Origin of the sequence: Microbacterium sp. NPDC058062 (assembly GCF_042885375.1) — a bacterium.
Taxonomy (GTDB): Bacteria; Actinomycetota; Actinomycetes; order Actinomycetales; family Microbacteriaceae; genus Microbacterium; species Microbacterium trichothecenolyticum_C.
Genome location: NZ_JBHVSC010000004.1, coordinates 368,483 through 394,637, shown reverse-complemented (window position 1 = coordinate 394,637; position 26,155 = coordinate 368,483). Strand labels below are relative to the sequence as shown.

Sequence of the window (26,155 nt, the reverse complement as noted above, 5' to 3'; positions counted from 1 at the left end):
GGAGGTGCCGTCGACGCCTACGCGGTCTCGTCCTCGCGCGAACCGCGGCCGGATCGGCGCGACGGCGGGCCGGCTCCGACCAGCTCGCCTACTTCGGCGTCGAGCGCGATGTCGTCGGCGCTCTCCGCAGGAGTGGCGGGCGCAGCATCCGTCTCACCCTCCGGCTCGTTCGCCGCATGGGCCGTGTCCTCCGCGCGAGCGGCCTTGCGTCTGGCGGAGCGTGAGCGCAGACCGGCGATGATGAACACCAGGACGACGAACGCGAGGAAGACGCCCACGAACGTGACGACGACGGGGATCGCGGGGTTGGACGAGTCGCCCTCGACCGCGGGGCTCGCGCCGAGCGGCTCGAGCAGCACCCGCAGCTCGGGTGCCAGCTGCTGCTCGTCCTGCTGGGCGACGACGTAGGTCGTGAAGGCGGCCGCCGCGGCTCGCGAGATCTCCTCGGCGCGGTCCGCGGTCTCGGCGGTGCCGACCGCCTCGAGCACCGGCAGGTTGTACCGGCCGGGGAACCGCTCGTCACCGGTGGGCTGCGTCGTGCGGCGCAGCGCGCTGATCGACTCGGTCTCGCTGTCGAGCGTGCCGATCTCGGCCTCGACGGCATCCTGGATGATGTCGCTCGACAGGATGTATGCGTACACGAGCGCGGTCGACGACATGTCGATGACCTGCGGGTCGGACGTGCCCTGTTCGATCGGGACGCCCGGCACCTCGGCCTGGTAGAGCCGGTCGGATTCGCTTGTGAGCAGCATGGTGGTCGCGGCCGACCACGTCTGCTGGGCTCTCGAGACGACCTGGCCGTCGACGACCGCGAAGCCGGCGAAGAAGGCGGCCACCGCGGCAACGAGAGCGCCGAAAGCGAGCAGCCACTTGTAGTTCCACAGCACTTGCAGGTACTTCGGAGTCTCCATCAGACACCTCTCTCCGTGTGCTTCCGGACGCAGACCGCCCGAAACCCCCAGCACGTCATCGGGCCGTCCGCGTCGCACACCGGATCCCAGAAACGTGGTGTCGCGACAAGACTTGCTCTGCCATGGTCGCCCCGGATTGTTAACGGCGCCCTGTGCCTTTGTTGCACGGGTGTAAAGACTGGGCGACATTCGACGGCCCGGGTTGTGCCGCTTCGAAGGGCTCCCACAGAGTGGTCAGCGAGAGCCCGGCACGGCTCCTATGGAGGCGGGCCTCGTCCTGGGGGAGGTGGCGTTCTGGCAGTCCTGTACAGCTTCCCGTTCGCGCTCGGCTCGCCCGGCATCGGGTGGACCGCGTGGAACCAGGCGAACGAACTGGTACGCGCCGGCGTCGACGTGCACGTCGTCGCGGCGTCAATAGCGAGACCGGTCGAGGGCGCGGCATCTGTGCGCACGACGCTCACCGTGCGCGGCCGGCGCGTCCCGCACCGCCTGGTCGGGCGCAGTCGTGCCATGCGCATCCACGACGCTGTCACCGCGGGCCTCGTCGGGCGGTTGCTCGACGGCGGTGCCGACGACGTCGTGCACGCGTGGCCGCTGGCGTCCGCCCGCACGCTGAGGGTGGCGCGCCGACGCGGCATCCCGGGCGTGCGTGAGGTGCCGAACACGCATACCGCGCACGCGTACGAGGTCGTCGCGCGCGAGTACGCGGCGCTCGGTCTCGAACCCCGCCGCGGCGAGAGCCACACCGTCGACCCGCACCGGCTCGCCATCGAAGAGAGCGAGTACGCGGCTGCCGCCGGACTGCTCGTTCCGAGCGAGGCCGTCGCCGACACGTTCCTGGCGCGCGGGTTCGCTGACGACCGGCTGTTGAGGCACCGCTACGGCTGCACGGTGAGCGCGCCGCCCGCGCGCGACACCGACGGGCCGTTCACCGCCGTGTTCCTCGGCCGGGGCACCCCGCGCAAAGGCCTGCACACGGCGCTGCAGGCGTGGACGGCCTCGAAAGCCGCGACCGAGGGGCGCTTCCTGATCTACGGCCTGCTCGACGAGGACTACGCCGCGTACCTGGCGCCGCTGCTCGCGCACCCGAGCGTGGAGGTGCGGGGCGTCACGTCGGAGCCAATGCGCGTGCTGGCCTCGGCTGATGTGCTGCTGCTCCCGTCTGTGGAGGAGGGCAGCGCGCTCGTGACATACGAGGCGCAGGTGGCGGGGTGCGTCCCGCTGGTGTCGACCGCCGCGGGTGCGGTGATCGACGAGGGCGTGACCGGACTCACGCACGACGTCGGCCAGGTAGACGTGCTGACGGCGCAGCTCGACCTGCTGGTGGAGCGCCCGGAGGTGCTCGCCTCGATGTCGCGCGTGGCGATGGCGCGGGCCGACGAGCTGAGCTGGGCGTCGGCCGCGCAGGCGACGCTCGCTGCCTACCGACAGGCCGCGCGTCTGGTGAGGGGATCGACGGATGCCGCGGCCTGAGGACGTGACCCTCGCGATCTGCACCCGCGAGAGGCCGGAGATGCTCGCCGCGGCGCTCGCCTCGTTCACTGCGGTGACCCCGCCGGGGGTGCAGATCCTCGTGGTCGACTCGGCGTCGACCACGCCGGCCACCTGGGAGGTGGCCGACGCCGCGGGCGTCGACTACGTGCGCAGCGACATCAAGGGGCTCTCGATCGCCCGCAACCTCGCGCTCGAGACGAGCCGGCGCCCGATCGTGGTGTTCACCGACGACGACTGCGCCGCAGTCGAGGGCTGGATGGCGCCGATCCTCGAGGGATTCGACGATCCGACGGTCGGTGCGGTGACGGGACGGATGCTGGACCACACGCTCGTCGGCACGCAGCAGGCGCCACCCCCGCGGCGCTTCACCCGCACGATCGAGGGCATCGATGCCGGTCACGGCGCGATCATGGCCTTCCGGCGCGACCAGCTCGTCGCGCTCGGCGGCTTCGATCCGGTGCTGGGGGCGGGGCGCCGCCTCGCCGGCGCGGAGGACCTCGACATGTTCTGCCGCGTGCTCGACGACGGCGGGCACATCGTCTACGACCCGTCATGCGTCGTGCATCACGTGCACACGCGCGCCGACGATGCGTACACGCAGCTGCACCACGGCTACGGACTCGGCCTCGGCGCGCTCACCACGAAATGGGTGCGGCTGCGCGCAGGGGTGGGCCTGCGCCTCTTCGCGGTGGTCGCGAAGCGCACCCTGTCGCGCGCGGTGCACAACCGGCGCGAGCTTCGGCGCCGGGATGCCGACCTCGCGCTGTTCCGCGGATTCCTCGCCGGGTTCTTCACCGCCGTGCGCTTCGCGCTCGACGGGCGCGTCTTCGTCGACGACGACCCGCCGACGCCGATCACGCTCGGCGTCGCGACGCACGGAGGAGAGCAATGAGCCCGCACCCCGAACTCGCCCGGCGGGCGCAGCTGATCAGCTCGCTCGACGAGAAGTACGTGTCGAATGCGGTCACGTTCGCCGCGATGCACGCCGCCGGCACGATGATCGTCGACGGCACACCGCTGCGCGGGCCCGACGGCGCCCTCGACCGCGCCGCGATCCGCAGCCGCGTCGAGCGGCTGAGCTGGTTCGCGCCGGCGATGCGGCAGCGGCTCGTCCCGACGCCGCTGCGTCTCACGACGCCGGCGTGGGTGCCGGTGACGACCCTCGACCTCGACTACCACGTCCGATTCCACGACGGGATCGAGCCCGACGACCCGACGCGCGTCGAGCGGTTCACGGGGCGCCTGAGCCCGACGATGGACCCGTCGCGGCCGCTGTGGGACTTCGAGTTCGTCGAGCTCGACTCCGGGCGGGTGGCGATCGTCATGCGCTACCACCACGTGGTCGGCGACGCGATGTACGGCCTGCGCATCGGCGACGTGATCGCCGGTACCACGCCGTCGCCCGAGCCGCCGCAGCCGGGCGAAGCGCAGCGCGCCGAGCTCGGCATCCCGCCCCGCAACGGCGTCGAGGTGCTCGCTCTCGCGTTCGCCCAGTGGCGCGAGCGCAACCCGGGCCTGCGGCGGGCGTGGAGGGCGTACTGGCGCAAGTCGTTCCGCATGCGGCTGCGGCGCTGGGGTGGGCGGCTGCTGCGCCCTGTCAAGAATGCGCGCATCGCACGCACCGGCCTCCTCGCCGACGTGCGGGAAGGGCGCAGCTCCGCGTACGAGGCGGTCGACCTCGCCGCCGCCACCCGGCGCGCGTACAAGCTCGGCGGCACCGTGAACGACCTCGTCACGGCCGCCACCCTCATCGCGATGGCCCGGCAGCGCCCCGCCGCCGAGACCCTGTCGATCCTTGTGCCGATCTCGCGACGCGGGGCTGGTGACGGCGGCGTGCGCAACGACATCAGCGTCGTGAAAGTGTCGGTCGCAGCATCCGCTCCGGTCGAAGAAATCGTGCCGAGCGTGCGCGCGCAGGTGCAGGCGGCGGTGGACTCCGGCGGCTCGGTGGTCGAGGGCGCCGAGGACTGGGTGGGCTACGCCACCTCGGTCACCTGGGGCCGCGACGAGCGGTTCTTCGGCACCGCTCCCGTCGAGACGGTGACCGGATGGCCGGCGGGCGACCTGCGCGACGAGGTCGCGTGCCTGGCCTGCTCGTACCGCCGCGACCTCGTGATCAGCGTGACGGCGCGCGAGTCGGTCGATCTTCCCGCGCTCATGGCGGTCTATCGTGAGCTGCTGGCGCCGATTCAAGTGACGGTGGCGGATGCTGCGGGGGCGGCGCGATGAGCCGTCTCCGGGGTGCGCTCGGGTCGGTCCTCGACCCCCGCACGCTGCTGCATGCGCTGCGCCTGGCGCATTTCCACGGCTACTCGTTCGTGCGGCAGGTGCCCCTGATCCGGACCGGGCCGGGGGTCTCGATGGCGCCGAACGTGTCGTTCCGCAACGGTGAGCGCATCTCGATCGGCGCGGGCACGCACATCGGCGAGTTCAGCCTGATCTGGGCGGGCAACGAGACCGGTCGCATCGAGATCGGCGAGAAGTGCCTGTTCGCGCCGCACGTGATGGTGACGGCGTCGAACTACGGCGTCGAGATGGGGCCGGTCGCGATCATGGATCAGCCCAAGATCGAGCGCGATGTGGTGATCGGCGCCGGCGCCTGGCTGGGCGCGAACGTGGTGGTTCTGGCGGGCGTGACGATCGGCGAAGGCGCCGTGGTCGCGGCCGGGGCGGTGGTGACGAAGGACGTTCCGGCGTTCTCGATCGTCGGAGGGGTTCCGGCGCGGGTCATCGGCGAGAGGCCCTCGGGCCAGGAAGCGGGGACGAGCAGTGGGGAAGCTCAGAAGGAGAGAGTCGAATAGGGCGATGCGCGTCGCCGGACTCGCGGTGGGGACCGCGGTCGTGGTGGCGCTCGTAGGCGGCGGCATGGCGTCCGCCTCGTTCGGGGCCGGCGACGAGCCGGGCGTGTACACCGTCAGCTTCCGGTCGACGGCGGGATTGGATGCTGCGCTGGAGGGCATCGCGGCAGAGCCCGACGCGGTCTACGACAGCGTCGTGAAGGGTTTCAGCGGGTATCTGACGGCCGACGAGGTCGCCCTGCTGCGGGTGTCGTCGACCGTGCGGGGGATCTCGGCGAACAAGGTCGTGACCGGTGCCGCGCAGACGGTGCCGCCGGCCGTGGGAACGGTGGAGGCCGACGTGCCGCCGACCAGCGCCACGTCGGCGGGCGCCTGGGACGGACCGGGGCTCGCCATCGTCGACTCGGGCGTGAGCGTGCACACCGACCTCAACGTCGCCCGGCAGATCAACTGCTTCGGCAGCGGCGACGGCACCGACGCGAACGGCCACGGCACAGGTGTGGCCGGCGCCGCGGCGGCGATCAACAACAGCGTGGGGCTCGTCGGCGTCGCGCCGGGCGCACCCATCACCTCGGTCCGTGTGCTCGACAACAAGATGCAGGGCACGCTCGCCACCCTCATGTGCGGCCTCGAGTGGGTGATGGAGAACCACGAGCGCTACGACATCGCTGTGATGAACATGAGCATGCAGTTCGGCCAGGCAGACGACGGCAACTGCGGGTACACCAACGGCGACGTCATCCACCAGGCGATCTGCGCGCTCGTCGAGGACGGCGTCGTCGTGGTGGCGGCCGCGGGCAACTCGACGCGCGACCTGGCGCAGTACTCGCCGGGCAACTTCGACGAGGTGATCACCGTTACCAACGTCGCCGACTACGACGGCAAGCCGGGCTCGCGCGGCGCGAAGACGTGCACCGAGTCGAATGCCCCGGTCGATGACACGATCAACCCGAAGAGCAATTGGGCGGTGAGTGCCGCCGACCGCGCGCACACGATCGCCGCGCCGGGTACGTGCCCGTACTCGACGAAGAAGGGCAACCGGTACGGCTACATCGCGTCGGGCACGAGCATGTCGGCGGCGGTGATGTCGGGCGTTGTGCTCGCCTGCTTCGCCGAGGGGTCATGCGAGGGGCGCACCCCGCGCGAGGTGTTCCAGATCGTCGAGGGGCAGGCGCAGGCCGCGGCGACCACGCGGGGCAAGCGCTTCGCGGGCGACCCGCTCAGCCCGATCTCGGGCCGCTACTCGGGCTGGCTCGCGTCGACGGTGCCCACCGGCACCACGCCGACGCCGACGCCGACGCCGACCCCGACCCCGACTCCGACTCCGACTCCGACGCCGACTCCGACGCCGACCCCAACCCCGACGCCGACCCCAACCCCGACTCCGACGCCAGATGCACAGGCGCCGTCGGCGACGATCACGGCGCCCGCCGACGGTTCGACGGTCTCGGGCAACGTCACCGTGCGGGTCACGGCCGGCGACAACGTGGCGGTCACGGGCGTGACGCTGTGGTCGGGCACGACGAAGCTCGGCACCCTGACGAAGCAGTCCGACGGCTCGTGGGGCGGCACTCTCCCGTCGCGCAGCTATCCGAACGCGACCTACTCCGTGCACGCGCGCGCGGTGGACGCCGCGGGCAATACGGGTTACAGCCCGACGATCTCGCTGACGCTACGCAACTGACGCGGACGGTCGCTCAGAACGGTGCCGCGGGCTCATCGCTGGGGAGGAAGACGACGCGCGGGGTCGGGGTGTCGATGTACGACCTGCCGGACGGGCTCGTGAACTCGAGCACTCCGCCGGGCAGCTGGCGGACCTTCCACTCCGTCGCGTGCCTCAGCATGTGGTGTCGTTTGCATTGACAGGCGAGATTGCACAATGCGGTCTCCCCGCCGAGTGCGTGATCGTGCGTGTGGTCGTGGTCGCACAGTCGCGCTGGTCTGCGGCACCCGGGTGTTCGGCAATGCCGGTCGCGGGCGTTGAGGAATCTCTTCTGCGCCGGGCTGACTTCGTAGCGATCGACGGCCAGCACGATGCCGGTGACCGGGTCGGTCATGACGCGATCCCACCCGGGCGCATCGCCCGCCAGCCGCTTGGCGGTCTCGGAATCGATGGGGGAGATGCCATCGAGCTCGGCGCCGCCGGTCGTGACTCCGGTCATCGTCGTGACCGGGATGGTGATCTGCACGCGGGCCCGGATCGCACCGAGTCCGCCAGGGGTCTTGTCGAGCATCGGATCGATGAAGGGCGATCCCGTGAGGAGCATGTCGGCGACCAGATCGGCCCTGACCTGATCGATCGTCCGCTCGTCGAACCAGACCTCTGTCTCCCCCTCGGCGCCGTAACCGCCAACCCCGACATCGCCGACCCCGGCACCGCCGACTCCTGCACAGCCAGCCCCCGAACCTTCGGCCCGGGCGCCGTCGGTGGGATCTGACGAATCAGACTTTCCGGCGTCCGCCGCGAACGCTCCTGACTCATCAACTTGGGCGGACGTCGTCCGAGCGGCGGCGGCCTTCTCCCGTGCCTCGGCGACCTCGCGCCGGTGCGCGGTGTCGGTCTTCTTGATCAGCTTGGCCTGCTGGGTGGTGCGGTCGAGGATGCCGTGGGCGATGACCGTGGGCAGCAGGTGGTTCAGAAGCGACATTCCGTCGTCGAGGTCGGTCACCCAGATGCGGCGGCCAAGCATCGCCAGATCGTGCCGCTCCTGCATCGTGCGCGGGTTGAAGATGTCGCCCTGGGAGCGGGCGAAGGCGCGGGTGCGCGCCGCGGTCGTCGTCTCGGCGTAGCCAAGCACAGTCTGCTCGAAGGCGGCGCGGGCGGACGGCTCATCGATCACGCGCCCGATGTCGACGATTGCAGTCGCGTGCGCTCGTGTGATGCGTCCCTCCTCGAGCGCGGCGAGCGTCGACTCGAACGATGTCGCGAGCACGTGCGCATCCCAGAGGTGGGACTGCATCGTGCGGTCGTTCATCCGCACCGCCATCCCCAGCTCGGCCGCCATCGACCTCAACGGCATTTCGCGGAGCTTGGACGCGGCCGAAGGAATGCGTGCCGTCTGCACCTCGGCGATCTCCCACGCCTCGGCCAGCAATCGCGTCCGTCTGGCATACAGCGCCGACTCGTCGGCCTGGATTCGGCGCAGCTCGTCGGCGAGGGTGCCGGCGCGTTGCGCCTCCGCCTCGTCGAGTTCCACGTCGTCCACGTCGTGCCTTCCGTCGCGCGGGTGCGCGATCCGTTACGTCGCGCGGTGGTGCGCGACCTGGTCCCCACGAGGGGCAGCACCCGTCCTGCGCGCCGGAGGCACGCGGTGATCGAACCATCAGATCGGTTCCGGATCACCAGCTTCTTCGTCTACGCCCATCATGACAGGGACCTCCGACATCGCCCCGGCGGCAACGGCGGCCGGGCACGCACGTCCGAGCCCGGGGCACCAGCCCCACAGCCTCCGGGGAGCGAACGACACAACGCCCTCTCCTACCCGACTGTGTCAGAGGGCGTCACCCGACATTCGGAACGGGCGCAGGGGCTCTCGGCCCGGAGGAGGGAGTGATCGAGAGCATGCAGAGACGTGCCTCGCGGCAGGCCCGTTCTGTCTTCGGAGACTCGACCGATTCGGATTGGGTTCGACAGGCGTGGCGGGTCAACGACCTGAGCTTTGAGTGCGCCGCGTCTCGATCTCGGCGTCCAGCACATCCTCGGGAGTGGCCGCGTCCTCGAGCAGCACGCTCTCGTACGCCTGCGCGGCCGCAGGGGTCGCAGCATCCGTCCCGTCCTCGTCCGTCGCCTCGGGGCGGGGCTTGGGCTTGCGCATCTGCTTCACGAAGCCCATGATCTGCGCGACATCACGCCGGTAGGCGGGGATCAGCAGCAGGGGAGCGATCACGATCGCACCCGCGGCGCCCCCGACGACGATCTCGAGGATCGGGATGAGGTCGACGGCGCGCGTCGCGGCGAACGCCGAGCCGAAGGCGAGCAACGCGAACACCAGCGGGCGGAGCACGGGGAACACGATGTCGCTGCCGCGCACGAAGGTGCCGCGGATCGCGAACGCGAAGCCGGGGATGAGGAGCAGGGCCGACAGGATGCCGTAGGTCAGGGCGAGTCCGTAGATCCCGCCCCACCAGATCCCGACGAAGAACCCGACCACGACCAGCGGTCGTGCGACGAGGTCGTAGAGCAGCTGCTGGTGCGAGCGGCCCATGGTGATGAAGAGCCAGCCGCGCACCTTTCCGATGCCCTGGGCGATGCCGGCGATGGCGAGGATGCTGAACAGCGCGGCGGCCTGCTCCCAGCCGGGTCCGAGGAGGATGGCGAACAGCGGCTCCGAGATCGTCGCGAGGATCGCGTAGGTCGGTAGCGTGAGGTAGCCGATGACGAGGAGCGCGCCTCGGATGTACCGGCGGTAGCGGTCGCCGTCGTCCTGCAGCTTGCTGAGCACCGGGAGGGCGACGCGCCCGATGGGCCCGTTCAGCTGCTGCAGGGGCATGAGGAACAGCGCGTACGCCCGCGAGTACTGGCCGAGCACAGCGGGGCCGAGCTGCTGGCCGATGATGACGGTGTCGGCGTTGCGCTCGACGTAGTTGAGCAGCTCGGCACCGAAGATGCTGCCGCCGCGCGACACGAGCGGCACGACGTCGCGGTGGATGCGCGGCCAGCCCGGCCTCGGCTTGATCGCGATCCACAGCATCACGAGCCGCACGACGAGTCCCGTGCCGACCATGAGGATGAGCGCCCAATAGCCCCATCCGAGCAGACCTCCCGCGATGGCCGCCGCGACCCCGCCCACCATCGACACGACGTCGATGCGGGCCAGCAGCGCGAACTTCAGCTCGCGCGTCGCGCGGGCCTGCAGCGGCATGGTGAGCCCGTTGACGATGAGGCTCGGTGCGATCACCAGCGTGATGAGCACGAGCTGCGGTTCGTCATACAGATCGGCGATCAGCGGCGCGCAGGCCGCCAGGATGCCGCCCAGCAGCACGCCGAGCCCGAGCGCGAGCCAGAAAAGGCTTCGCCAGGCGCGCTCCGAGATCTCGCGCGCCTGGATGATCGCGCCCGTGAGGCCGAAGTCGCGGACGAGGTCGATGATGCCCGAGATCGCCGTGACCATCGCGACCAGACCGAAGTCCTCGGGGCTCAAGAGGCGCCCGAGCAGCATGATCGCGGCCATCTGGATGAGGGTCTTGCCCCACATCCCGCCCATGGTCACGACGATGCCGCGCGAGGCGCGGTGAGCGAGGTCGGTCATTTCCAGATCGACTTCAGGTAGGCGTCAGTCGGGACGGGCGTCAGCGCGTCGAACTGCGAGGCGCCCCACGAGTCCATTGAGCTGTCGTGCGTCCACTTGCCGTCGGCGACCGGGTTGCGGGTCACCGCCTGCCCGTACGACACCTTCGTGTTCGTGACGCCGCCCCACTTGCTGCGGTACATCGAGCCGAAGATGTACGAGTCGTTGGCGTAGAGCTGGAAGTCCTCGCCGATGCCGTTGATGGCCTGCGCGAGCGAGGGCGTATCGGCGCCCGAAGGCGTGGGGTAGCGCACGCGGATCGCGGTGGCCTGCGACGTCAGGATGCTGTGATCCACCGTGAGGAATCGCGTGCCCTTGTTCGGGTCGTCGTCGCGCATGCCGCCGATCTGCAGGGCGCAGTTGAGAGATCCGAAGAACGTCGTGTCGCGCACCGTGAGCCCCCGGTACCAGCCCGACCCGTACATCTGCAGGGTGTCGACGTGGTCGGTGGCGCCGGTGGGTCGGAACACCGGTGCTGAGTAGCATCCGTCCCACACACTGTCGGTGAGCACGCAGTCGGCGCCGGCGGCGTACCCCAGCGGGTCGGAGATGTCGGATTTCACGTTGCTCATGACGATCTCGTACGCGCCGACCTCGCGGGTCGTCGCGCCGTACGACGAGGCCATGCTGAGGCCGTCCGACATGACCGACTGCGCCCACGCGCTGCGCGTGCAGTTGGTGAGCAGCACGTCGACGCCGTTGATGCGGGCGAACGTCACGCCGTACACCTCGCGCAGGCGCGCCGGCTCGGTGATGATGACCGAGCCCCAGCCATCGCGCGGTGACACGAGCACGTTCTTCGCCCACTGCGCGCTGCCGAGCCCTTGCAGCACGGCTTTCGACCCCGACGAGGCGCCGAGGCCGGGCAGGGTGCCGGGCCGCACCTTGATGTGCACACCGGCCGCCGCCTGCGACGCGGTCACCGCGAGGAGGGCGGTGCGGATCGCCGCCCACGTGCACGCGACCTCCACCGTCGTGACGGTGTCTTTGATCCAGGGCGTGTGGGCGGGCCAGTGGGTGCCGTTGGGCCCGAACGAGCGCACCACCGCCGGCCGGGCGGTGCCGACGATGGCCGCGGCTGCGCCGGTGGGCGCGACGGTGGTCGCCGACGCGGAGGGGACGGATGCTGTCGCCGAGGGCCCGCCCGATGTCTGGGCGGGCGCGCACATGGCGGTGGCCGCGGCGGGCGCGGCGGCGGCGACGAGTCGGACGAACGATCGGCGGCTGAACGGGCGAGCGGTCATGATGTGGGCCTTCCGTCGGAGGTGGACAGCGATCCGGAGGAATGCGCGACGGTTCCCGTACGGCGGGCGGGCCACGCGAACAGCAGGTCGAGGGCGGGCAGCACGCGCAGCAGCTGCACCATGACGACGCCGGCGCCGAGCCCGAACGCGAACCCGACCGCGAGGGCGATCCAGGCGCTCCCGGTGAGGGCGCCGAGCGCGACGCCCGCGCTGGCCGGCCACCAGTGCACGATGTAGTAGACGAGCGAGTCGCGTCCGACGGCGCGTAGGGGACGCAGCATCCGTGCCGATCCGAACCGGCGCGCGAGCACGATGGCGATCCCGATGCCGCCGGCGGCGAACGGCGCAGACAGCGCGGTGTAGCGCAGGCCGACGCCCACCGCCGCGGCGGCGACCGTGGCGAGCGCAAGTGCCGCGCACGCCCAGACCACCCAGCGGCGCGCGAGCGTGCGCTCGAGGGCGCCGACGTGCTGCGAGAACCACACGCCGATCATGAAGAACACGAGCAGCAGGAAGAACCGGCGCACGCCGAAGTCGGGCACCAGTGCGGCGGCGACGAGCGCGCCGCCGGCGATCCACAGCGGCGGTACCCGGGGCGTGACGAGGGCGACCATATAGAAGAGGAACAGGTCGTACAGGAACCATAGGTGTTCGACAGGGTCGTAGAGCGGCAGGAGCAGGTCCCACGCGGTGACGACGTGTGCGGTGACGCCACCGACGACGCCTTCACGGATGTCGAACCCGTACAGCAGGGCGAGCGCGATGATCGACCACACGACGTACGGCCAGAGCACCCGGCGCACCTTGCCGGTGACGTAGGCGCGCGGCCCCCGGGCGAGCGAGCCCGCGACCAGCAGGCCCGACAGGAACACCATGAGCGGCATGCGCACGGGGGAGAAGATCGTGTTGACCACCCAGGCGACCTCGGGTGCGCCGAGGGGGGATGAGCTCGCGAACAGGATGGCGTGGTTGAACACCACGAGGATGATCGACGTCCCGCGGAGGACGTCCATCCACTCGATGCGCGACTTCTCGACCGCTGCCATCAGGTACTCCGAGCTGCGGCCCGCTCAGGTTCTCCGCCGCCGGCGCAGTGCGATTCCGGCGAGGATCGCCACAGCCGCAGCGATGGTGGCAGCGACCGTCCAGCCCACCGCCGCCCCAGTTGCGGCGAGTGCCCCGTCCGCGGAGGAGTTCCCGGATGCCGCGGCGGCCGCGGGTGTGGTGTCGGGGTTTGGGGTTCCCGACGGTGTGGCCGTCGCCTCGGGTGCGGGCGAGAGGGGCGTGGGCTGGACGGTCGGCGTGGAGGTCGGTGTCGGTGTCGGCGTCGGGTCGCAGCCGATGACGGTGACGAGCGGGCTCGGATACGTGACGATGCCGGTGGTCCAGGAGGGGACGGTATCGGATGCTGCGGCATACCCGTATGCGACCGCAGAGGCGTCGGGCAGGTCGGCGCAGGTGCGTCCTGATTCGGTGACGTCGTAGTTACGGACCTCGCCAGGCTCGTACCGACTCGGACCCCATGAGTATTCGATGCCCTCGGGGGTGGTGACGCGCGCGGCGCCCCACGCCGGGATCGAGGATGCATTGCGGGTGTGCACCGAGATGTGCACCTCGCCGGCTGTCGTGAAGTCGAGCACGACGCTCGCTTCGCCGAGGACCGGGCTGTCGGCCGTCGCGGCCTGTGCCGCTGCGAACGCGGTACTGGCCAGTCCGATCGCGACTGCCGTCGCCAGCAGTCCGACGCGTCTGCGCTTGCTGGTGTGCACGGTGTTCCCCCAACCCCAAAGAGAACGCCCGGGGCCGATTCCCTGCCGGCTCCGGGCGGCGATGCCCCATCTGGGTGCCACGCTACGGCGATCCGGCCGGCGGGGGGTTACTGCCGCGTTTCGTCTCGGTTAAGCCCCGTGTTCAGGAGTTTGGCCGGCCGGGGTGTCGCCGTAGTAGTACCGCACGGACTTGCGCGAGTCGACGACAAGGAGCGCGTAGAGGGTAGCGGCCGCCGTCGCGACGAGGGCGACGAACGCAAGGACGACGGTGACGATGACTCGGATCACGGTGGGGGCGAGGCTCCGGAGACGGATGGGCGAGGTGGTGGCGCGGGTCAAGCTTACGTGCAACCCGCACTCGCGCTTGCGCGATGGCAAGCGTACCCTTGTGGCCACGGTCGGCCCGGTTGCCACCCGACAAGCGCTGTCGGCCGTACCTGGGAGCAGGACGATGGTTGGTCTCTCGATCCACCCTGTCCGTGCGCGCTCGTCACGGGTGCACGGGGGGAAAGCTCGTCGCAGCGATGGCGGGCGGTCGTTTTGGGATGCACTGCTGTGGGGATCCGCGCCGGAGGCGTGCGCAGAGTGCGGCATAGAGGTTGCGCCCCGTGCGGCGTATCGAGAGTCGAGTAGGCAGGTGTACTGCTCGCTCGAGCATGCACGTCTCGACATGGTCTGATGGTGGGGTGAGTCTTCTCCCCGCGCCGCTCTATGAGCGGATCGAGCAATCCATACCGATCGCCTGTGTGGACTTCGTCTCGTTTCAGAGCGCTCCCGAGCTCAGAGTCGGACTCATCAAGCGCGAGTCCCCCTTCGGCGTCGTCTGGTGCCACCTCGGTGGCCGCATTCTCCGGGGCGAGACGGTTGCGCAAGCACTACGCCGCCACGCGGCGGACACGCTCGCCGTTGGCCTCGTGTTGCCGGCAGATCCGCAGCCCGACTACGTGTACCAGTGGTTCCCCGCCGAGATCGCTCCCGCCGACGGAACAGCTCACGGCGATGACCCGCGCAAGCACGCCATCGGTCTGTCGTTCGTCGTGGAGATGACTGGCCACCCGCAACCAGACAATGAGGCCTCTGACTTCGCCTGGCACGCCGTCGATTCACTGCCTGCTGACATCTGGCCGGGCACCGAACACCTGATCCATCAGCTGCTCGGGCGCGGTCATTCCTCGTAATCGCCGATCCACCAATCGGCGATGCTCGCGAGCCGTGCCCCGGCGGCGCGATGTGCGGGTGTCTCGCGGAATCGCGTGAATGCTGACACATCGGCGAACGTTGCATCCTCGATCAGGATCGTCCCCTTCCGGTAGTCCGACGACCGCTCGATACGCCACCGAATGACCTCCGGCGACGAGGAGAGGGCGCGCAGTTCTGACTGCGCGCCCTCGATCTCTGCCTCGCCGACGCCTTCACGAATTCGGAAGAGCACGATGTGGCGAAAGCTCATGGACTATTCGCGGATGGTGTCGACGTGGTCGCGGTACCACGCGACAGTCCGGTCGAGTCCTTCGGCGAGGCTGATCTTCGCAGTCCATCCAGCGTCGGCGAGCTTGGATACGTCCAGCAGCTTCTGCGGGGTGCCGTCGGGTTTTGTGGTGTCCCACTCGGTCTCGCCTGTGTAGCCGACGACTCCCGCGATCGTCTCCGCAATCTCGCGGATCGTGACATCGCTGCCGGTACCCACGTTGACCTGATCGGGGCCGTCGTAGTGCTCGAGCAGGTGGAGGACGGCATCCGCCATGTCGTCGGAGTGCAGGAACTCGCGCCTCGGTGTTCCGGTGCCCCAGTTCGTCACCGAAGCAGAGCCCGACTTCACGGCCGCGTCGTACCTGCGGATCAACGCCGGAAGGACGTGGGAGCCCTTGGGGGAGAAGTTGTCGTTCGGCCCGTACAGGTTCGTGGGCATCGCCGAGATCCACGGCAGTCCGTACTGGCGGCGCACTGCCTGCACGTTCAGGATGCCGGCGATCTTCGCGATCGCGTACGCGTCGTTCGTCGGCTCGAGGTGCCCAGTGAGCAGCGAGTCCTCCCGGATGGGCTGCTCCGCGAACTTTGGGTAGATGCACGACGAACCCAGGAACGCGACCCGCTCGACCTCGTTCGCGACCGCCGCGTCCAGCACGTTCGACTGGATGCGGAGGTTGTCGCTGAGGAAGTCGACGGGGTAGGTGCTGTTCGCCAGGATTCCGCCGACCTTCGCCGCCGCGAGCACGAGGTACCTCGGCCTGACCTCGCCGAGGTACTCGAAGACCGCGTCGCGGTTCTTCAAGTCAAGTTCGGCAGAGGTCTTGCCGACGATGTTCGTGAACCCGGCTGCTTCCAGCCTGCGAACGATCGCCGATCCCACTAGGCCACGATGGCCCGCGACGTAGAACGTCGCGTCGCGGTCCAGCTCGGTTGGGGCGTACTGGACTCCGTCGATGGCGGTGCTCACCGCAGCGCCAGCGAAGGCTCGGTCGTCCAGGAGGCGAGGTTGACGGTGTCGATCCACTCGGGACCCTTCTGCAACGCGATCACGTCGGCGTCAACCATCAGCTTCGCCAGTTCCTTCCCATCGATCGTGGGAGTCCAGCCGAGCTTCTCGCCCGCCTTCGTCGGGTCGCCGATCAGCGCATCGACCTCGGTCGGGCGGAGGTAACGCTCGTCGAACTTCACGAACTCCTGCCAGTCCAGCCCGACGTGGCCGAACGAGGTCTCCAGGAAGTCGCGGATGGTGTACCCGACACCGGTGGCGAGGACGAAGTCCTCCGGCTCGTCGACCTGCAGCATGCGCCACATACCCTCGACGTACTCCGCCGCGTAGCCCCAGTCCCGGATCGAGTCGAGGTTGCCGAGGTAGAGGTCCTTCTGGATACCTGCCTTGATACGAGCGACCGCACGGGTGATCTTGCGGGTCACGAACGTCTCACCGCGGCGGGGGGACTCGTGGTTGAACAGGATGCCGTTGACCGCGAACAGGTTGTAGGCCTCGCGGTAGTTCTTCGTGATCCAGTAGCTGTAGAGCTTGGCGGCGGCGTAGGGCGACCGCGGGTAGAACGGGGTCTGCTCGTTCTGCGGTGGGGGCGTGGCGCCGTAGAGCTCTGAGGTGGAGGCCTGGTAGAACTTCGTGTCGATGCCGGAGAGGCGCACCGCTTCGAGCAGCCGGATGGTGCCGGTGCCAGTGGTGTCGGCGGTGTGCTCCGGCTCGTCGAAAGACACCCGCACGTGCGACTGCGCCGCCAGGTTGTACACCTCGTCCGGGTTGATCTCCGCCATGAGCGTCACCAGGCGCGCACCGTCGCTCAGGTCCCCATAGTGCAGGAAGAGCTTCGCGTTCGGGTCGTGCGGATCCACATACAGGTGGTCGATGCGGTGCGTATTGAAGGTCGACGCTCGACGGATCAGTCCGTGAACCTCGTACCCCTTGTTGAGGAGGAGCTCTGCGAGGTAGGAGCCATCCTGGCCGGTGATCCCGGTGATGAGCGCGCGCTTGGTCAAGTGGTACTCCGTTCGATACGGACCGCAGGTGCGGTTGGGTGGTCTCCGCTCGAAGTCGCGCGTTCCGCGACGACGGCAGCGAGGATCTCGGTGAATCTGTCGAGAGCCGTCTCCTCGTCGAGGACAGTGTGACGATACCGCAGCCCGCTCTCTCCTAATGACCGGGCCACGGCAGGATTACGAGCCAACTCCATCGCTGCTTCAAGCAGCGAATTCGGATCGCCCGCGGGAACGACGATCCCTGCGCCCGCGGCTCGTAGTTCCTCGGCCGTGATTCCACTCAGGTCGGTTGCCGCGACCACGGGCTTGCCGGAATTGAAGTAGGACGTCAGCTTGCTCGGCACTGCCATCTCGGCGACTCCGGGCTTCTCGTTGACGAGAAGCACGTCAGCGCTCTGCATCGCCGCCGCATACTCGTCGTCTGGGAGCGAGTCGAGAAACTGGACGCGCGTCACCCCGTCGGCAAGAGCTCGAAGCATCTCCCGCTGACTTCCGCCGCCAAGCAACACGAAACGGACGGGTGCACTTGCGGCATCTGCGAGGCGCGCGGCCGCGATCACGTTGTCCAGACCCTGCTTCACACCCATGTTTCCGGCGTGAAGGATGACTGTCTCGTCGTCGCTCCAGCCCAGGGCCCGGCGTGTCGCCCTGGTGTCCGTTACAGGTGTAGGCGGCAAGTGGGTCCAGTTGCGTACCACTTCGATGCGATCGCGCGGGATTCCGAAGTCGTCGGCCACACGGCGAGCGAATCGCTCATGGATCACGACAACGCGAGTCGCGTGGCGCAGCACCGAACCCTCGATGAGTTTCATGGCCCGGTGAACCATCCCGCCGCCCTGACCTGTCTCGCTCAATCCAAGGCTGTAGAGATCCTGAACCCAGACCACGAGAGGGGTGTGCCTATGCGTCACGCGCGCGCGGAGCATCGTGACCCAGGTCGAGATGAGCGCGGGGGAGACGGCGATCACGGCATCTGGTTCACCCCATCGGGCGAAGGACTGGCGCAGTCCGAAGCTCATCTCGGACGCCGCGCGCCGAATCCCGGTTGGATTGCGCGGGATGTAGTGGCGGAGGCGGCGTACCTGCACTCCGTCCAGATTTTCGAGCTTCGACCACTGGCCGTAACCCGGCGTCACCTTCCAGTCGGGATAATGGGGGTGCGCCGTCAGCGCGCGTGTCTCGACGTCGCGGCGCACCAATCCCCTGGCAATCGCGCCAGTGTAGGGCGAGATCCCTGTTGGTTCCGGGGGATAGTTGAGCCCCAGCACGAGGACCTGCGACGACGAGCGCGACATAACCACGAGGCTATCGTGGAGAGCGTTACCCCAGATCTCGGGAGTCGAGCGATGTCACACGTGCCGGTCATTGATCTGTCCAAAGCACCCGGCGAACGGCAGTCGTGGGGACGATCAGCGTGGGTCGTCTATCTGTGGGGACTGTGCGAACTCCTCTTCATTACCAACCCACTCCAAGTCAGTTCGAGGTTTCGCGTTGCAGTGCTTCGGGCTTTTGGCGCCGACATCGGAAGAGGGGTGATCTTCCGGCCGCGCACCCGAGTGCGCTTTCCCTGGAAGTTGCAGGTTGGTGACAGGAGTTGGATCGGGGAGGGTGTGTGGTTGCATAATCAGGATCACATCCGCATCGCCAACGACGTCGTGATCTCGCAGGAGACATTCTTGACGACCGGGAGCCACGCACACCGGCGCGATATGGCGCTCATCACCAGACCGATCCAGATTGGGCCAGGTGCGTGGATCACCTCGCGTTGTGTCCTCTTGGGCGGGACGACGGTCGGTGCGAGTGCCTTGATTCGTCCCCTGTCACTTCTTTCTGGAGATGCGGTGGGGGCGGGGGAAGTCTGGGGTGGAAACCCAGCGTGTTTTGTCGGCAGTCGGTTCGCGGAGGCGCAGGCGTCATGACTCGAATCTCGAATATTTCCGTCATCGTACTCACAAAGAATGAGGAGGCGGGGATCGCGAGCACGCTGGCACAGTTGCGGGACTTTGAGGACGTCATTGTCGTTGACTCGCAGAGCGATGACCGCACTGTGGAGATCGCTATCGCGAGTGGAGCTCGCGTTGTTGATTTCGTCTGGAACGGGGAGTACCCGAAGAAGAAGCAATGGGCGCTTGAGAACGCGGGGACTGTCAACCAGTGGGTTCTTCTACTCGACGCCGATGAATTTCCATCGCCATCTCTGCGCGATGAGCTTGTCACTCTTGAGAAATCACTAGCACGACGTCGGGAAGGCGCGTTTGATATCAACCTGCTGTATCGATTCGGGGGTCGGTATCTTCGGTACGGTCATGTCGTCACAAAGCGGTCTTTGCTCCACATAAATCGCGCCGCGTTCCCGGTTATTGATGACCTGTCAGCGCCAGGAATCCGAGAGGTAGAAGGGCATTACCAGCCTGAGGTGGCCGCACCGATTGGTAGGCTTCGGCATCGGATTGTGCACGACGATCGTGATCCCGTGTCAAGCTGGTTCGCACGCCACAACCGCTACTCGGACTGGGAAGCTCATCTGCGACTTAATGCGCGACTTCGACGGGACATCGCTAGTAAGCGGACCCTCAAGGGGCGGATATTCGATGGGCTTCCGTTCAAGCCAGCGATGTTCTTCGGGTACGCGTATGTCGCGCGCCTTGGGTTCCTCGACGGTCGGGCGGGGTTGGACTACGCGACAGCGCTAACTACCTACTATTGGCAGATTGGTCTAAAGACGCGCGAGGCGCTACGGTTGCAGGCGGCAGCGCAGGAACGATCGTGAGCCGCGCCACGGAAGTTATGTACGTGGCCGTCCTTCCGAGCTACCGTCAGGCATGTGTTAATGAGTTGCTAAGGAAGCGCCCGTCGGTCGAGCTGTTCGCGAGCAAGAGCCACCTCGACCCAACGGTTCGAACTGGTATTAGAAGCGAACAGTTCCGCGCTGTGAGAATGGTTCGTCTTGGCGGAAAGGCGTTCCTCCAGATTGGGTCGTGGCCACGGGCGATTCGGTCCAGAAGCCTCATTGTGGACCTGAATCCACGAAGCATTACAGCGTGGAGCTTTCTTCTCGCTCGCCGCCTCATGCGCCGGCGTACGCTCGTTTGGGGACACTTGTACCCGCAAGCTGGACCGCGATCACGCACAAGTCGCCTTCGCACGTGGATGCGGATGTTGGCGGACGGCACAGTGACCTATACCTACACCAACCGGGATCGCGCTCGCGTCGACCTGCCAAACCAACCCGTGTGGGTGGCAGCGAACGCGTTGTATCCGCGGCAGGTTCTGGTCGAATCCGCAAGTGAGACCCGCGACCGCCAAGATGCGATCTACGTCGGTCGGTTCGAACCGAAGAAGAAGGTCCATCTGGCTTTGCGCGCCTTTGCAGAGAGTGGGCTGCACCGGTTTGGGGCCAGGCTTGTGATGATCGGTGGTGGTTCGGGTGAACGGGAATTGAGAGATCTCGCGGATGAGCTCCAGATCGGCGAACATGTGGCTTTCCCAGGCTGGATTGATAGCGCGCAGGCGTTGGCTGATCGCTACGCCACCACATTCGTCAGTGTTTCGCCCGGTTTCGCGGGACTAGGTTTGACACAGTCGCTGGGTTTTGGCGTTCCGATGATCGTCGCTCAAAATGAACCGCATTCCCCCGAGATCGAACTTGCAGAAGTTGGCGGGGTGGACTGGTTCGATTCCGACAGCGTCACGTCGATGAGTGAGGCACTGAAGCGCGCATGGGCGCGTCGCGATCAATTACCGCTGAATAAGGTTCGGGATTATGTTGAAGGCCACTACTCAGCGGAAATGATGGCACAGGGATTGCTGAATGCACTTGCTGATAGGAAAGACGATGTCTGACGACAACTTGACTGGCCGGTCGACGTTGCGAGGCGTAGGTCAGAAGACGTTACGGTACGTGCTGCGGAAACTTGCGGTTCACGAAAATGTCCAATTCGGTCGAAATTTCCGCGTGGGGCGGGGGGTAGTCGTAAGCTCCCCGCACGGTCTGAATATCGGCAACGGTGTTTCCGTTGGGCCGCGCTCGATCATTCAGGTTGATGGAGTAATTGGCGATTTCACACTTATCGGTATGGGAGTGCAGATCGTTGGACGCGACGATCACGCGATTGACGAGGTAGGTCGGCCGTACGTTTTCTCGACGTGGGCTGGTGATCGTGTAGGGACAAATCGCGACAAGGTTCGTATTGGAAGGGATGTGTGGATCGGCGGCGGTTCGATAGTTCTCAGCGGCGTCTCGATCGGCGAGGGTGCGCTGATCGGATCGGGATCGGTGGTTACCCGCGACATTCCACGCTATGCGATCGCTGTAGGCAACCCGGCGAAAGTCATCGGCGATCGGTTTGATAAGGAAGATCAAATTGACCACTCCCGCTTGCTGGACGAGTTGTGCGTGAGGCTCTACGGAGTGAACTCGAAGCACTAGAGCGAACCGCCGGAGAACGCTCGGTTCCTGTGCGGCGGCACCGTATCGAAAAGCAAACTCGTCGAGGGGTTGACTCTAACCGTGGTCTGGGCCGGCCTTCTGCTTGCTTTCGACCGAGATGCGCGAACGCGCGCATGCGCTACCCAGCCACAGCATCGGGAGCACGAGCGCGAACAGCAACCAACTTCTTTGGTACATCTGCGGTCCAGACAACGCCGCGGCCCAGGCAGCCGCTACGCCAGCGACGACCGCAGCGTCTGCACCCGACCAGTTCAGGTGTGGCGCGCCTCGACGGATCTGTAGCGCCGTCGCTACCGAGAAAACTAACAACGTCACAAGAAGCAAGAGTGGGATTACCCCGCCTGACACCCAGGCCAGCACCAGTACATTGTGAGGTGCAAGCTTTTCCACAACGCGTTGGCCGGACTCGTCAAAACCGTGTCCAAACCATGGCGCCTCAAGGGCGCGCTCAAGTCCGACCTGGATAGTTACCCAACGCGACTGCAACGTGCTAACGCTGGCCAGATCGGATGAAGTGGTTTGCAGCCCGCCTTCGAAAGAGGTGGTCATCTTTGCCAGGAGTTCTACGCCCACCGCGGACGTGGAGACTATGACGTAAGCCAGACCGATACCTAATACGCCGAACAGGACTCCACGTACGGCACGCTTGTCCATTAGCAGGCCTACCACGATCCCGAGAACGGCTGCGACGAGTCCCGTAGCGGCCTCCGCCGCCAGGATCGCACTCACCATGATCAAGATCGGTGGCGATAGAAGCAGCGCTCGCCGGGGTTGGCGGATCAGCCGAACGCTCAGGTAGGCAACGGCTACTCCGAGTGACCCGCCGACTTCAACTGGATGGCCCGCAAGGCCGACGCTTCTGCCTGCAACCTCGTTCGGCAAGACCAGCACGGAGACTCCCAGTGCCGTGGCGCCAACGGAGTAGGCGAGAACAATATTATGAACGCCGTTCCTGACAGCTGATGCGAACAGAAGGACAAACGCCACCAGTAGGAGTGCAATCGAGAACTGCAATGCTTGGCTTAGTGACTCAATCTGATCGAAGGCTCCAGCGCTGCTCGCCCAGATTGAGGCCGCCAGGCCAAGCACCACGAAGGTTGCCAGGAGGGCGGGCAGTCCTAGTGCGAGCCCGGACTGACCTGCACCGAGAGCGAAAAGGATGGCCGCAATGATGAGAGCTATATCTGATAGCTGGACCCCGGCGACAGTGAGGGTTCGAAGTGGTGTCAGGGCGGCCCACAAGTAAGCAACGCTTGCTCCCAACGAAAGAAAAGTTGGGAACCGCGTCGGGCGCGAGCCGCTATGCGGAATCTGCACGCGCGACACTGGTCCACCAAGCATCGATTGGATCACCCATTTCGGCCTCCCACACACGGTCGTGAGGTCGGTACGCGTTTGCGCCGGGCATCACCAGCAACGGCGCGCCGCCGAGGTAGGCGCCCCAGGCGGTGAAGGTTGACCGGCTCCCGATTATGCCGAGGCCACGCGACATGATGAAGATCTCATCGAGGGCGTTCCGAGCGGCAGTTCTGCGAACGCCTGAAATGTCGAGAAGCGGCCGCAACTCAAGATCGGTGCCATCGGATGAGATGAGAACGGGCAACGTCGAGTCCTTTTGACGGATACGTTGGATAGCGTCCTCGTACCACTCAATCGGCGTGCTTACGTTGTTCGACGTTTGGGCGGTGACGTCGGCCGTGGGCCGCGCGAAGTCGCCCAAACGAACGTGCGCGCTGATATACGGACCTACTTCAGGCTCGCTCAGAACTCCACGTCGAGCAACCCGCGCTAGCCGGTCAGCATGCCACCGATGACTCAGCTCGAATTCTTCGAAGAAGGAGCCCATGCCCACGAATGTTCGCACCGACCTATCGCGGCGCAGCGCTATCGCGCGAGTAATCCGCTCCGAGGAGCTGGGCGAATCGAATAGACGCCAATAGGTTCGTTTATCGCGGTCATTTCTTAGCCAAGGCCCAATTCGCAGTGCGCCCCACTTTGGCGGAATTACCGTTGCGCTGTGAATCATCCCGTATTCAAGGGCGCGCATCACCGGGAAGAGTTCGTTACCCAGGCCCGCGCGACCGACTCGTGCATACACGTAGTCGAAGTGGTCATCCATGGCGTCGCCTCCAGGTATGCGATCGTACAAGGGTTGCCGTCAGGAACAGTATGTCGCGCACCAACGCGGCCACCGCCGCCCCCGGAGCGCCGAAAATCTTGGCGCCGAAGGCGAGCAGAACAATCGCCACTATCGCAGTAAGGGCCCATATGGTGGCGATCCCTGCTCGGTCTCCGACACCGGTCAAGACTTGCATTGCCACGCCAGCAACGCAGGAAAAGATGCCTGCGACCAAGCAAATGCGAATCGTGAGGGCGTCGATATCGCTCACGCCGAACACCAGGGCGCAAAGATCGGTGGGCCACAGGAAGAACGGGGTTGCGACGACGACGTAGATCGTGGCTACGAGTGATGAGACGACCAACAGTTGCCGGGACGCCCGATTCGCAGATTCGGCTCGGGCCGCGTATGCCACGGAAGCGCCAGAAGGAATGAGTGCGACGGTGGTGAGAGCGTTCTGAAGCTGGCTCGCCAGACCGTAAAAGCCTACGACGGTAGCCGACGAGAAGGCGGCGACGACGACCGAGTCGCTTCTGTTCATCAGGTTATTCGCGATGGGGCCAACGGCGTATTGCCATGTCTGCCGCAGCGCGATTGGCGCGCGCACGGCTCCGTTGCCCGTGGGCAAATGCTTGTATTGCGCGAAGGCGATCACAACTTCTGCCAATGCCAATACAAGTATCAAGCTCCACGCAGGCAAGCCAGCCGTTCCGACTCCCAGGAGCACGACTACCGAAGCGGAGCGGACCGTCCCATTGAGCGTGGCGGCACCCTTGAAGCGGCCAGAGCCGTACCCACAGTTGGTTGCGATGAAGCTTGCGCAGAAGGCACCAGCGTACGCTGCAACCGCCGCCGCCCAAAGAAGCGCCGTTGATTGCCCATATGTATGCGCAAAGAAGAACCACGCGACGATTCCAGCAATTGGAACGGCGGAGGCCGACCGAGCAACAAGTGCGTTCCGGATGCCCCGTCGACCGGCCTCGGGCTCAACGGCAAACCAGCGCATTCCCTGAGTGGACAGGCCAAGGTCGCATACAGACGCAACCAGCACGGCGATCGACGTGGCGAGCACCGTGGCTCCGACGATTTCGATCCCGCCCAGTCGCCCCGCGATCGCTAAGAGGACAAGTGTCTGGATCTTTGATCCAACCGAGGCAGCGAGCGTCCACATGCCATCGATGACGCCATGTCGGCGCAAGGCGTGGAGGATGCGTCTCATGGGCGAGTGTCTCGGCGGGGCAGGTCGACTGGGGAGGAAGTCACTCGCGGTGGTGGCAACGGCAGGCGAGATGACGAAGTAGGGACCGCTAACGAACGTCGGCGGTCCCACAGAAGACGCTATCAGCACCGAGCGTCTCGTGCTGTTAGTCGGGGTTAGCGCATACGACTTCGGCGTGCGCACTATATCGTGCGGCTTCGACTGGGTGGCTTCCATCCCAGAGATCGATGCCACCCGCTAACGAGTCAAGTAACTCGTGGTTCATGAGTCGCGACCGTCTGACGCGGGGTGATGTGGACGAGGGTCCGAGTCCATGCGACCCCTGGCGGCAGACCGTCTGGCAAGATTCCAGAAGTCACCGCGGGAGACGGATTCCTGTTCGTGGCCCGGGAGGGTGCGTTCGCGTATCCACTCGAGCGAGGCCACCCAGGTCGTGGGGGTTGCACGGCGGGCGATCACCTGACCTGCAGATGAAAGCGCTGCCCATCTGGTCGGGGAAGCCGACGCGATATCTCGCAAAGCACGTGCCAGTCCCGGCACGTCATTGGACCTGACGACAACCCCGTTCACCCCATTGTGGAGCATTGAGCCGACGCCCCCGCAGTCCTCCGTTGCGATGAGCGGTAGCCCCGCGAGCGCGCCTTCCTGGAGTACCACTCCCCAAGGCTCGAACGAGCTGGCCAAGACAAGTGCAGAGGCCGAGTGCATCATCTCCGATACCTCGGCGGGCCAGAGAAAGCCGAGCACTCGAATGCCGGCAGCTTCCGGGATGGTCACGTCGCCCGTCCCCGCGATCCACAATTCCCACGGGTCGCTCACCTCTTGTCGATACGTCGCGTAGGCAGAGATGAGTGTGTCGAGGCCCTTCTCTGGGGACAGGCGGCTAACGGACAAGAAAGCCCGATTCCGCCGCGTATCCCCACCGCTCCCCCTTGGGTTCACGGAATCGAAGAGTGTGAAATTCGCTGGAATGGAGCCGAAGTGTATCGCGGGCGGGGGAAATCCCATTCGCCGCGCGAACTCGAACTGGCGCTCGCCTGGCACTAGTGCCCAGTCGTACAGTCGGCGTAGGTGCCAACGGAAGGCGAGCTGACCCAATCGCTGCCGGAGCGTGCCATGCCATTGGTTATCGAGCGCCATCACGCGTTCGGCGCGGTTCTTCCATCGGGCCGCGACAAATCGGTATTGAGGAATGTGCCAGCCCGCGATAACGATGGTGTCAGGCTCAAACTGTTCCATTGCGGCGATGAGCGTGTCGACATCGGGTCGGTCTATTAGCCGAAAATCTGCTTCCTTGGGAAGCGGACCCTGTGGTATATCCGCGTGATCATCCTGGGTGATAAATAGAACATCATGACCCGCCGTGGCGGCGGCGACGAGGCA

25 protein-coding genes are annotated in these 26,155 nt (G+C 66.5%); 10 read left to right on the top strand and 15 right to left on the bottom strand.

Features of this window, described 5'->3' with window-relative positions; all coding sequences use genetic code 11:
* Window positions 1-17: 17 nt before the first annotated feature.
* On the bottom strand, window positions 18-911 hold the full coding sequence (locus ACFVSU_RS15135; RefSeq protein ID WP_387144499.1) for a hypothetical protein: 894 nt from the start codon (window positions 909-911) through the stop codon (window positions 18-20).
* Window positions 912-926: 15 nt separating this feature from the next.
* Between ACFVSU_RS15135 and ACFVSU_RS15130 the strand changes: the two genes are divergently transcribed.
* From ACFVSU_RS15130 to ACFVSU_RS15110, 5 genes are read left to right on the top strand one after another with little or no spacing between them, the layout of a single operon-like run.
* On the top strand, window positions 927-2,384 hold the full coding sequence (locus ACFVSU_RS15130; RefSeq protein WP_387144496.1) for a glycosyltransferase family 4 protein: 1,458 nt from the start codon (window positions 927-929) through the stop codon (window positions 2,382-2,384).
* A complete protein-coding gene (locus ACFVSU_RS15125; protein ID WP_387144493.1) occupies window positions 2,371-3,297 on the top strand; it encodes a glycosyltransferase family 2 protein in 927 nt (308 codons plus the stop codon). The genes ACFVSU_RS15130 and ACFVSU_RS15125 overlap by 14 nt, the downstream gene beginning before the upstream one ends.
* Complete coding sequence (locus tag ACFVSU_RS15120; protein ID WP_387144490.1) at window positions 3,294-4,634, top strand: wax ester/triacylglycerol synthase domain-containing protein; 1,341 nt, start codon at window positions 3,294-3,296, stop codon at window positions 4,632-4,634. The genes ACFVSU_RS15125 and ACFVSU_RS15120 overlap by 4 nt, the downstream gene beginning before the upstream one ends.
* Window positions 4,631-5,206 (top strand): acyltransferase, encoded by a 576-nt coding sequence (locus tag ACFVSU_RS15115; RefSeq protein ID WP_387144487.1) that lies wholly within the window; start codon window positions 4,631-4,633, stop codon window positions 5,204-5,206. The genes ACFVSU_RS15120 and ACFVSU_RS15115 overlap by 4 nt, the downstream gene beginning before the upstream one ends.
* A gap of 4 nt (window positions 5,207-5,210) precedes the next feature.
* Window positions 5,211-6,887 (top strand): S8 family serine peptidase, encoded by a 1,677-nt coding sequence (locus tag ACFVSU_RS15110; RefSeq protein ID WP_387144484.1) that lies wholly within the window; start codon window positions 5,211-5,213, stop codon window positions 6,885-6,887.
* Window positions 6,888-6,900: 13 nt separating this feature from the next.
* On the opposite strand, the gene ACFVSU_RS15105 is transcribed toward ACFVSU_RS15110, so the two are convergent.
* The 6 genes from ACFVSU_RS15105 to ACFVSU_RS15080 all read right to left on the bottom strand — a co-directional run bounded on the left by ACFVSU_RS15105 (window position 6,901) and on the right by ACFVSU_RS15080 (window position 13,792).
* Entirely contained in the window at window positions 6,901-8,409 is a 1,509-nt protein-coding gene (locus tag ACFVSU_RS15105; protein WP_387144481.1) for an HNH endonuclease, read from the bottom strand.
* A 438-nt stretch (window positions 8,410-8,847) separates the two neighbouring features.
* Window positions 8,848-10,452: a lipopolysaccharide biosynthesis protein gene (locus tag ACFVSU_RS15100; RefSeq protein ID WP_387144478.1), complete on the bottom strand. Its 1,605-nt coding sequence runs from the start codon at window positions 10,450-10,452 to the stop codon at window positions 8,848-8,850.
* Window positions 10,449-11,735: a hypothetical protein gene (locus ACFVSU_RS15095; RefSeq protein WP_387144475.1), complete on the bottom strand. Its 1,287-nt coding sequence runs from the start codon at window positions 11,733-11,735 to the stop codon at window positions 10,449-10,451. Before ACFVSU_RS15095 ends, ACFVSU_RS15100 begins: the two co-directional genes overlap by 4 nt.
* Window positions 11,732-12,781, bottom strand: coding sequence for an acyltransferase family protein (locus ACFVSU_RS15090; protein ID WP_387144472.1), 1,050 nt, complete (start codon window positions 12,779-12,781; stop codon window positions 11,732-11,734). The genes ACFVSU_RS15095 and ACFVSU_RS15090 overlap by 4 nt, the downstream gene beginning before the upstream one ends.
* Window positions 12,782-12,805: 24 nt before the next feature.
* A complete protein-coding gene (locus ACFVSU_RS15085) occupies window positions 12,806-13,504 on the bottom strand; it encodes a hypothetical protein (protein WP_387144469.1) in 699 nt (232 codons plus the stop codon).
* 129 nt (window positions 13,505-13,633) lie between these two features.
* Window positions 13,634-13,792 carry a hypothetical protein gene (locus ACFVSU_RS15080; RefSeq protein WP_387144466.1) on the bottom strand — a complete coding sequence of 53 codons (159 nt, stop codon included), beginning with the start codon at window positions 13,790-13,792 and terminating at the stop codon, window positions 13,634-13,636.
* Window positions 13,793-14,190: 398 nt separating this feature from the next.
* On the opposite strand from ACFVSU_RS15080, the gene ACFVSU_RS15075 reads away from it, so the two are divergent.
* Window positions 14,191-14,682, top strand: a complete 492-nt coding sequence (locus ACFVSU_RS15075) for a DUF4916 domain-containing protein (protein ID WP_387144464.1) — start codon at window positions 14,191-14,193, stop codon at window positions 14,680-14,682.
* On the opposite strand, the gene ACFVSU_RS15070 is transcribed toward ACFVSU_RS15075, so the two are convergent.
* From ACFVSU_RS15070 to ACFVSU_RS15055, 4 genes are read right to left on the bottom strand one after another with little or no spacing between them, the layout of a single operon-like run.
* Window positions 14,670-14,954, bottom strand: coding sequence for a Dabb family protein (locus ACFVSU_RS15070; protein ID WP_387144462.1), 285 nt, complete (start codon window positions 14,952-14,954; stop codon window positions 14,670-14,672). The two genes, ACFVSU_RS15075 and ACFVSU_RS15070, sit on opposite strands and share 13 nt — an antisense overlap.
* Window positions 14,955-14,957: 3 nt before the next feature.
* On the bottom strand, window positions 14,958-15,941 hold the full coding sequence (locus ACFVSU_RS15065; protein ID WP_387144459.1) for a GDP-L-fucose synthase family protein: 984 nt from the start codon (window positions 15,939-15,941) through the stop codon (window positions 14,958-14,960).
* Window positions 15,938-16,984 carry a GDP-mannose 4,6-dehydratase gene (gene gmd, locus ACFVSU_RS15060; protein ID WP_387144456.1) on the bottom strand — a complete coding sequence of 349 codons (1,047 nt, stop codon included), beginning with the start codon at window positions 16,982-16,984 and terminating at the stop codon, window positions 15,938-15,940. The genes ACFVSU_RS15065 and gmd overlap by 4 nt, the downstream gene beginning before the upstream one ends.
* Complete coding sequence (locus ACFVSU_RS15055) at window positions 16,981-18,279, bottom strand: glycosyltransferase family 4 protein (RefSeq protein ID WP_387144453.1); 1,299 nt, start codon at window positions 18,277-18,279, stop codon at window positions 16,981-16,983. Before ACFVSU_RS15055 ends, gmd begins: the two co-directional genes overlap by 4 nt.
* A gap of 620 nt (window positions 18,280-18,899) precedes the next feature.
* On the opposite strand from ACFVSU_RS15055, the gene ACFVSU_RS15050 reads away from it, so the two are divergent.
* The 3 genes from ACFVSU_RS15050 (at window position 18,900) to ACFVSU_RS15040 (ending at window position 21,413) form a co-directional block, all read left to right on the top strand.
* Window positions 18,900-19,754 carry a glycosyltransferase family 2 protein gene (locus ACFVSU_RS15050; protein WP_387144450.1) on the top strand — a complete coding sequence of 285 codons (855 nt, stop codon included), beginning with the start codon at window positions 18,900-18,902 and terminating at the stop codon, window positions 19,752-19,754.
* Between the two features lie 404 nt (window positions 19,755-20,158).
* Window positions 20,159-20,827 (top strand): glycosyltransferase, encoded by a 669-nt coding sequence (locus ACFVSU_RS15045; RefSeq protein ID WP_387144447.1) that lies wholly within the window; start codon window positions 20,159-20,161, stop codon window positions 20,825-20,827.
* Window positions 20,820-21,413 carry an acyltransferase gene (locus tag ACFVSU_RS15040; RefSeq protein WP_387144444.1) on the top strand — a complete coding sequence of 198 codons (594 nt, stop codon included), beginning with the start codon at window positions 20,820-20,822 and terminating at the stop codon, window positions 21,411-21,413. The genes ACFVSU_RS15045 and ACFVSU_RS15040 overlap by 8 nt, the downstream gene beginning before the upstream one ends.
* 75 nt (window positions 21,414-21,488) lie before the next feature.
* Here ACFVSU_RS15040 and ACFVSU_RS15035 read toward each other — a convergent pair whose 3' ends face one another.
* The 4 genes from ACFVSU_RS15035 to ACFVSU_RS15020 all read right to left on the bottom strand — a co-directional run bounded on the left by ACFVSU_RS15035 (window position 21,489) and on the right by ACFVSU_RS15020 (window position 25,780).
* On the bottom strand, window positions 21,489-22,787 hold the full coding sequence (locus ACFVSU_RS15035; protein ID WP_387144441.1) for an O-antigen ligase family protein: 1,299 nt from the start codon (window positions 22,785-22,787) through the stop codon (window positions 21,489-21,491).
* Window positions 22,735-23,553 (bottom strand): alpha-1,2-fucosyltransferase, encoded by an 819-nt coding sequence (locus ACFVSU_RS15030; protein WP_387144438.1) that lies wholly within the window; start codon window positions 23,551-23,553, stop codon window positions 22,735-22,737. The genes ACFVSU_RS15035 and ACFVSU_RS15030 overlap by 53 nt, the downstream gene beginning before the upstream one ends.
* Window positions 23,546-24,772, bottom strand: a complete 1,227-nt coding sequence (locus tag ACFVSU_RS15025; RefSeq protein ID WP_387144435.1) for a lipopolysaccharide biosynthesis protein — start codon at window positions 24,770-24,772, stop codon at window positions 23,546-23,548. Before ACFVSU_RS15025 ends, ACFVSU_RS15030 begins: the two co-directional genes overlap by 8 nt.
* A gap of 261 nt (window positions 24,773-25,033) precedes the next feature.
* Complete coding sequence (locus ACFVSU_RS15020; protein WP_387145275.1) at window positions 25,034-25,780, bottom strand: glycosyltransferase family 4 protein; 747 nt, start codon at window positions 25,778-25,780, stop codon at window positions 25,034-25,036.
* 63 nt (window positions 25,781-25,843) lie between these two features.
* Here ACFVSU_RS15020 and ACFVSU_RS15015 point away from each other — a divergent pair, with 63 nt between their 5' ends.
* The gene (locus tag ACFVSU_RS15015; RefSeq protein ID WP_387145290.1) at window positions 25,844-26,050 is read left to right on the top strand and encodes a hypothetical protein; all 207 of its coding nucleotides are present in this window, start codon (window positions 25,844-25,846) and stop codon (window positions 26,048-26,050) included.
* Window positions 26,051-26,155 lie beyond the last annotated feature (105 nt).

Excerpts from the sequence above, each read along its gene's own strand:
- ACFVSU_RS15135 (WP_387144499.1), bottom strand. The coding sequence starts at position 911 with ATGGAGACTCCGAAGTACCTGCAAGTGCTGTGGAACTACAAGTGGCTG.
- ACFVSU_RS15125 (WP_387144493.1), top strand. The coding sequence starts at position 2,371 with ATGCCGCGGCCTGAGGACGTGACCCTCGCGATCTGCACCCGCGAGAGG.
- ACFVSU_RS15120 (WP_387144490.1), top strand. The coding sequence starts at position 3,294 with ATGAGCCCGCACCCCGAACTCGCCCGGCGGGCGCAGCTGATCAGCTCG.
- ACFVSU_RS15115 (WP_387144487.1), top strand. The coding sequence starts at position 4,631 with ATGAGCCGTCTCCGGGGTGCGCTCGGGTCGGTCCTCGACCCCCGCACG.
- ACFVSU_RS15110 (WP_387144484.1), top strand. The coding sequence starts at position 5,211 with ATGCGCGTCGCCGGACTCGCGGTGGGGACCGCGGTCGTGGTGGCGCTC.
- ACFVSU_RS15100 (WP_387144478.1), bottom strand. The coding sequence starts at position 10,452 with ATGACCGACCTCGCTCACCGCGCCTCGCGCGGCATCGTCGTGACCATG.
- ACFVSU_RS15095 (WP_387144475.1), bottom strand. The coding sequence starts at position 11,735 with ATGACCGCTCGCCCGTTCAGCCGCCGATCGTTCGTCCGACTCGTCGCC.
- ACFVSU_RS15090 (WP_387144472.1), bottom strand. The coding sequence starts at position 12,781 with ATGGCAGCGGTCGAGAAGTCGCGCATCGAGTGGATGGACGTCCTCCGC.
- ACFVSU_RS15070 (WP_387144462.1), bottom strand. The coding sequence starts at position 14,954 with ATGAGCTTTCGCCACATCGTGCTCTTCCGAATTCGTGAAGGCGTCGGC.
- ACFVSU_RS15055 (WP_387144453.1), bottom strand. The coding sequence starts at position 18,279 with ATGTCGCGCTCGTCGTCGCAGGTCCTCGTGCTGGGGCTCAACTATCCC.
- ACFVSU_RS15050 (WP_387144450.1), top strand. The coding sequence starts at position 18,900 with ATGACTCGAATCTCGAATATTTCCGTCATCGTACTCACAAAGAATGAG.
- ACFVSU_RS15040 (WP_387144444.1), top strand. The coding sequence starts at position 20,820 with ATGTCTGACGACAACTTGACTGGCCGGTCGACGTTGCGAGGCGTAGGT.
- ACFVSU_RS15030 (WP_387144438.1), bottom strand. The coding sequence starts at position 23,553 with ATGGATGACCACTTCGACTACGTGTATGCACGAGTCGGTCGCGCGGGC.
- ACFVSU_RS15025 (WP_387144435.1), bottom strand. The coding sequence starts at position 24,772 with ATGAGACGCATCCTCCACGCCTTGCGCCGACATGGCGTCATCGATGGC.
- ACFVSU_RS15020 (WP_387145275.1), bottom strand. The coding sequence starts at position 25,780 with ATGGGATTTCCCCCGCCCGCGATACACTTCGGCTCCATTCCAGCGAAT.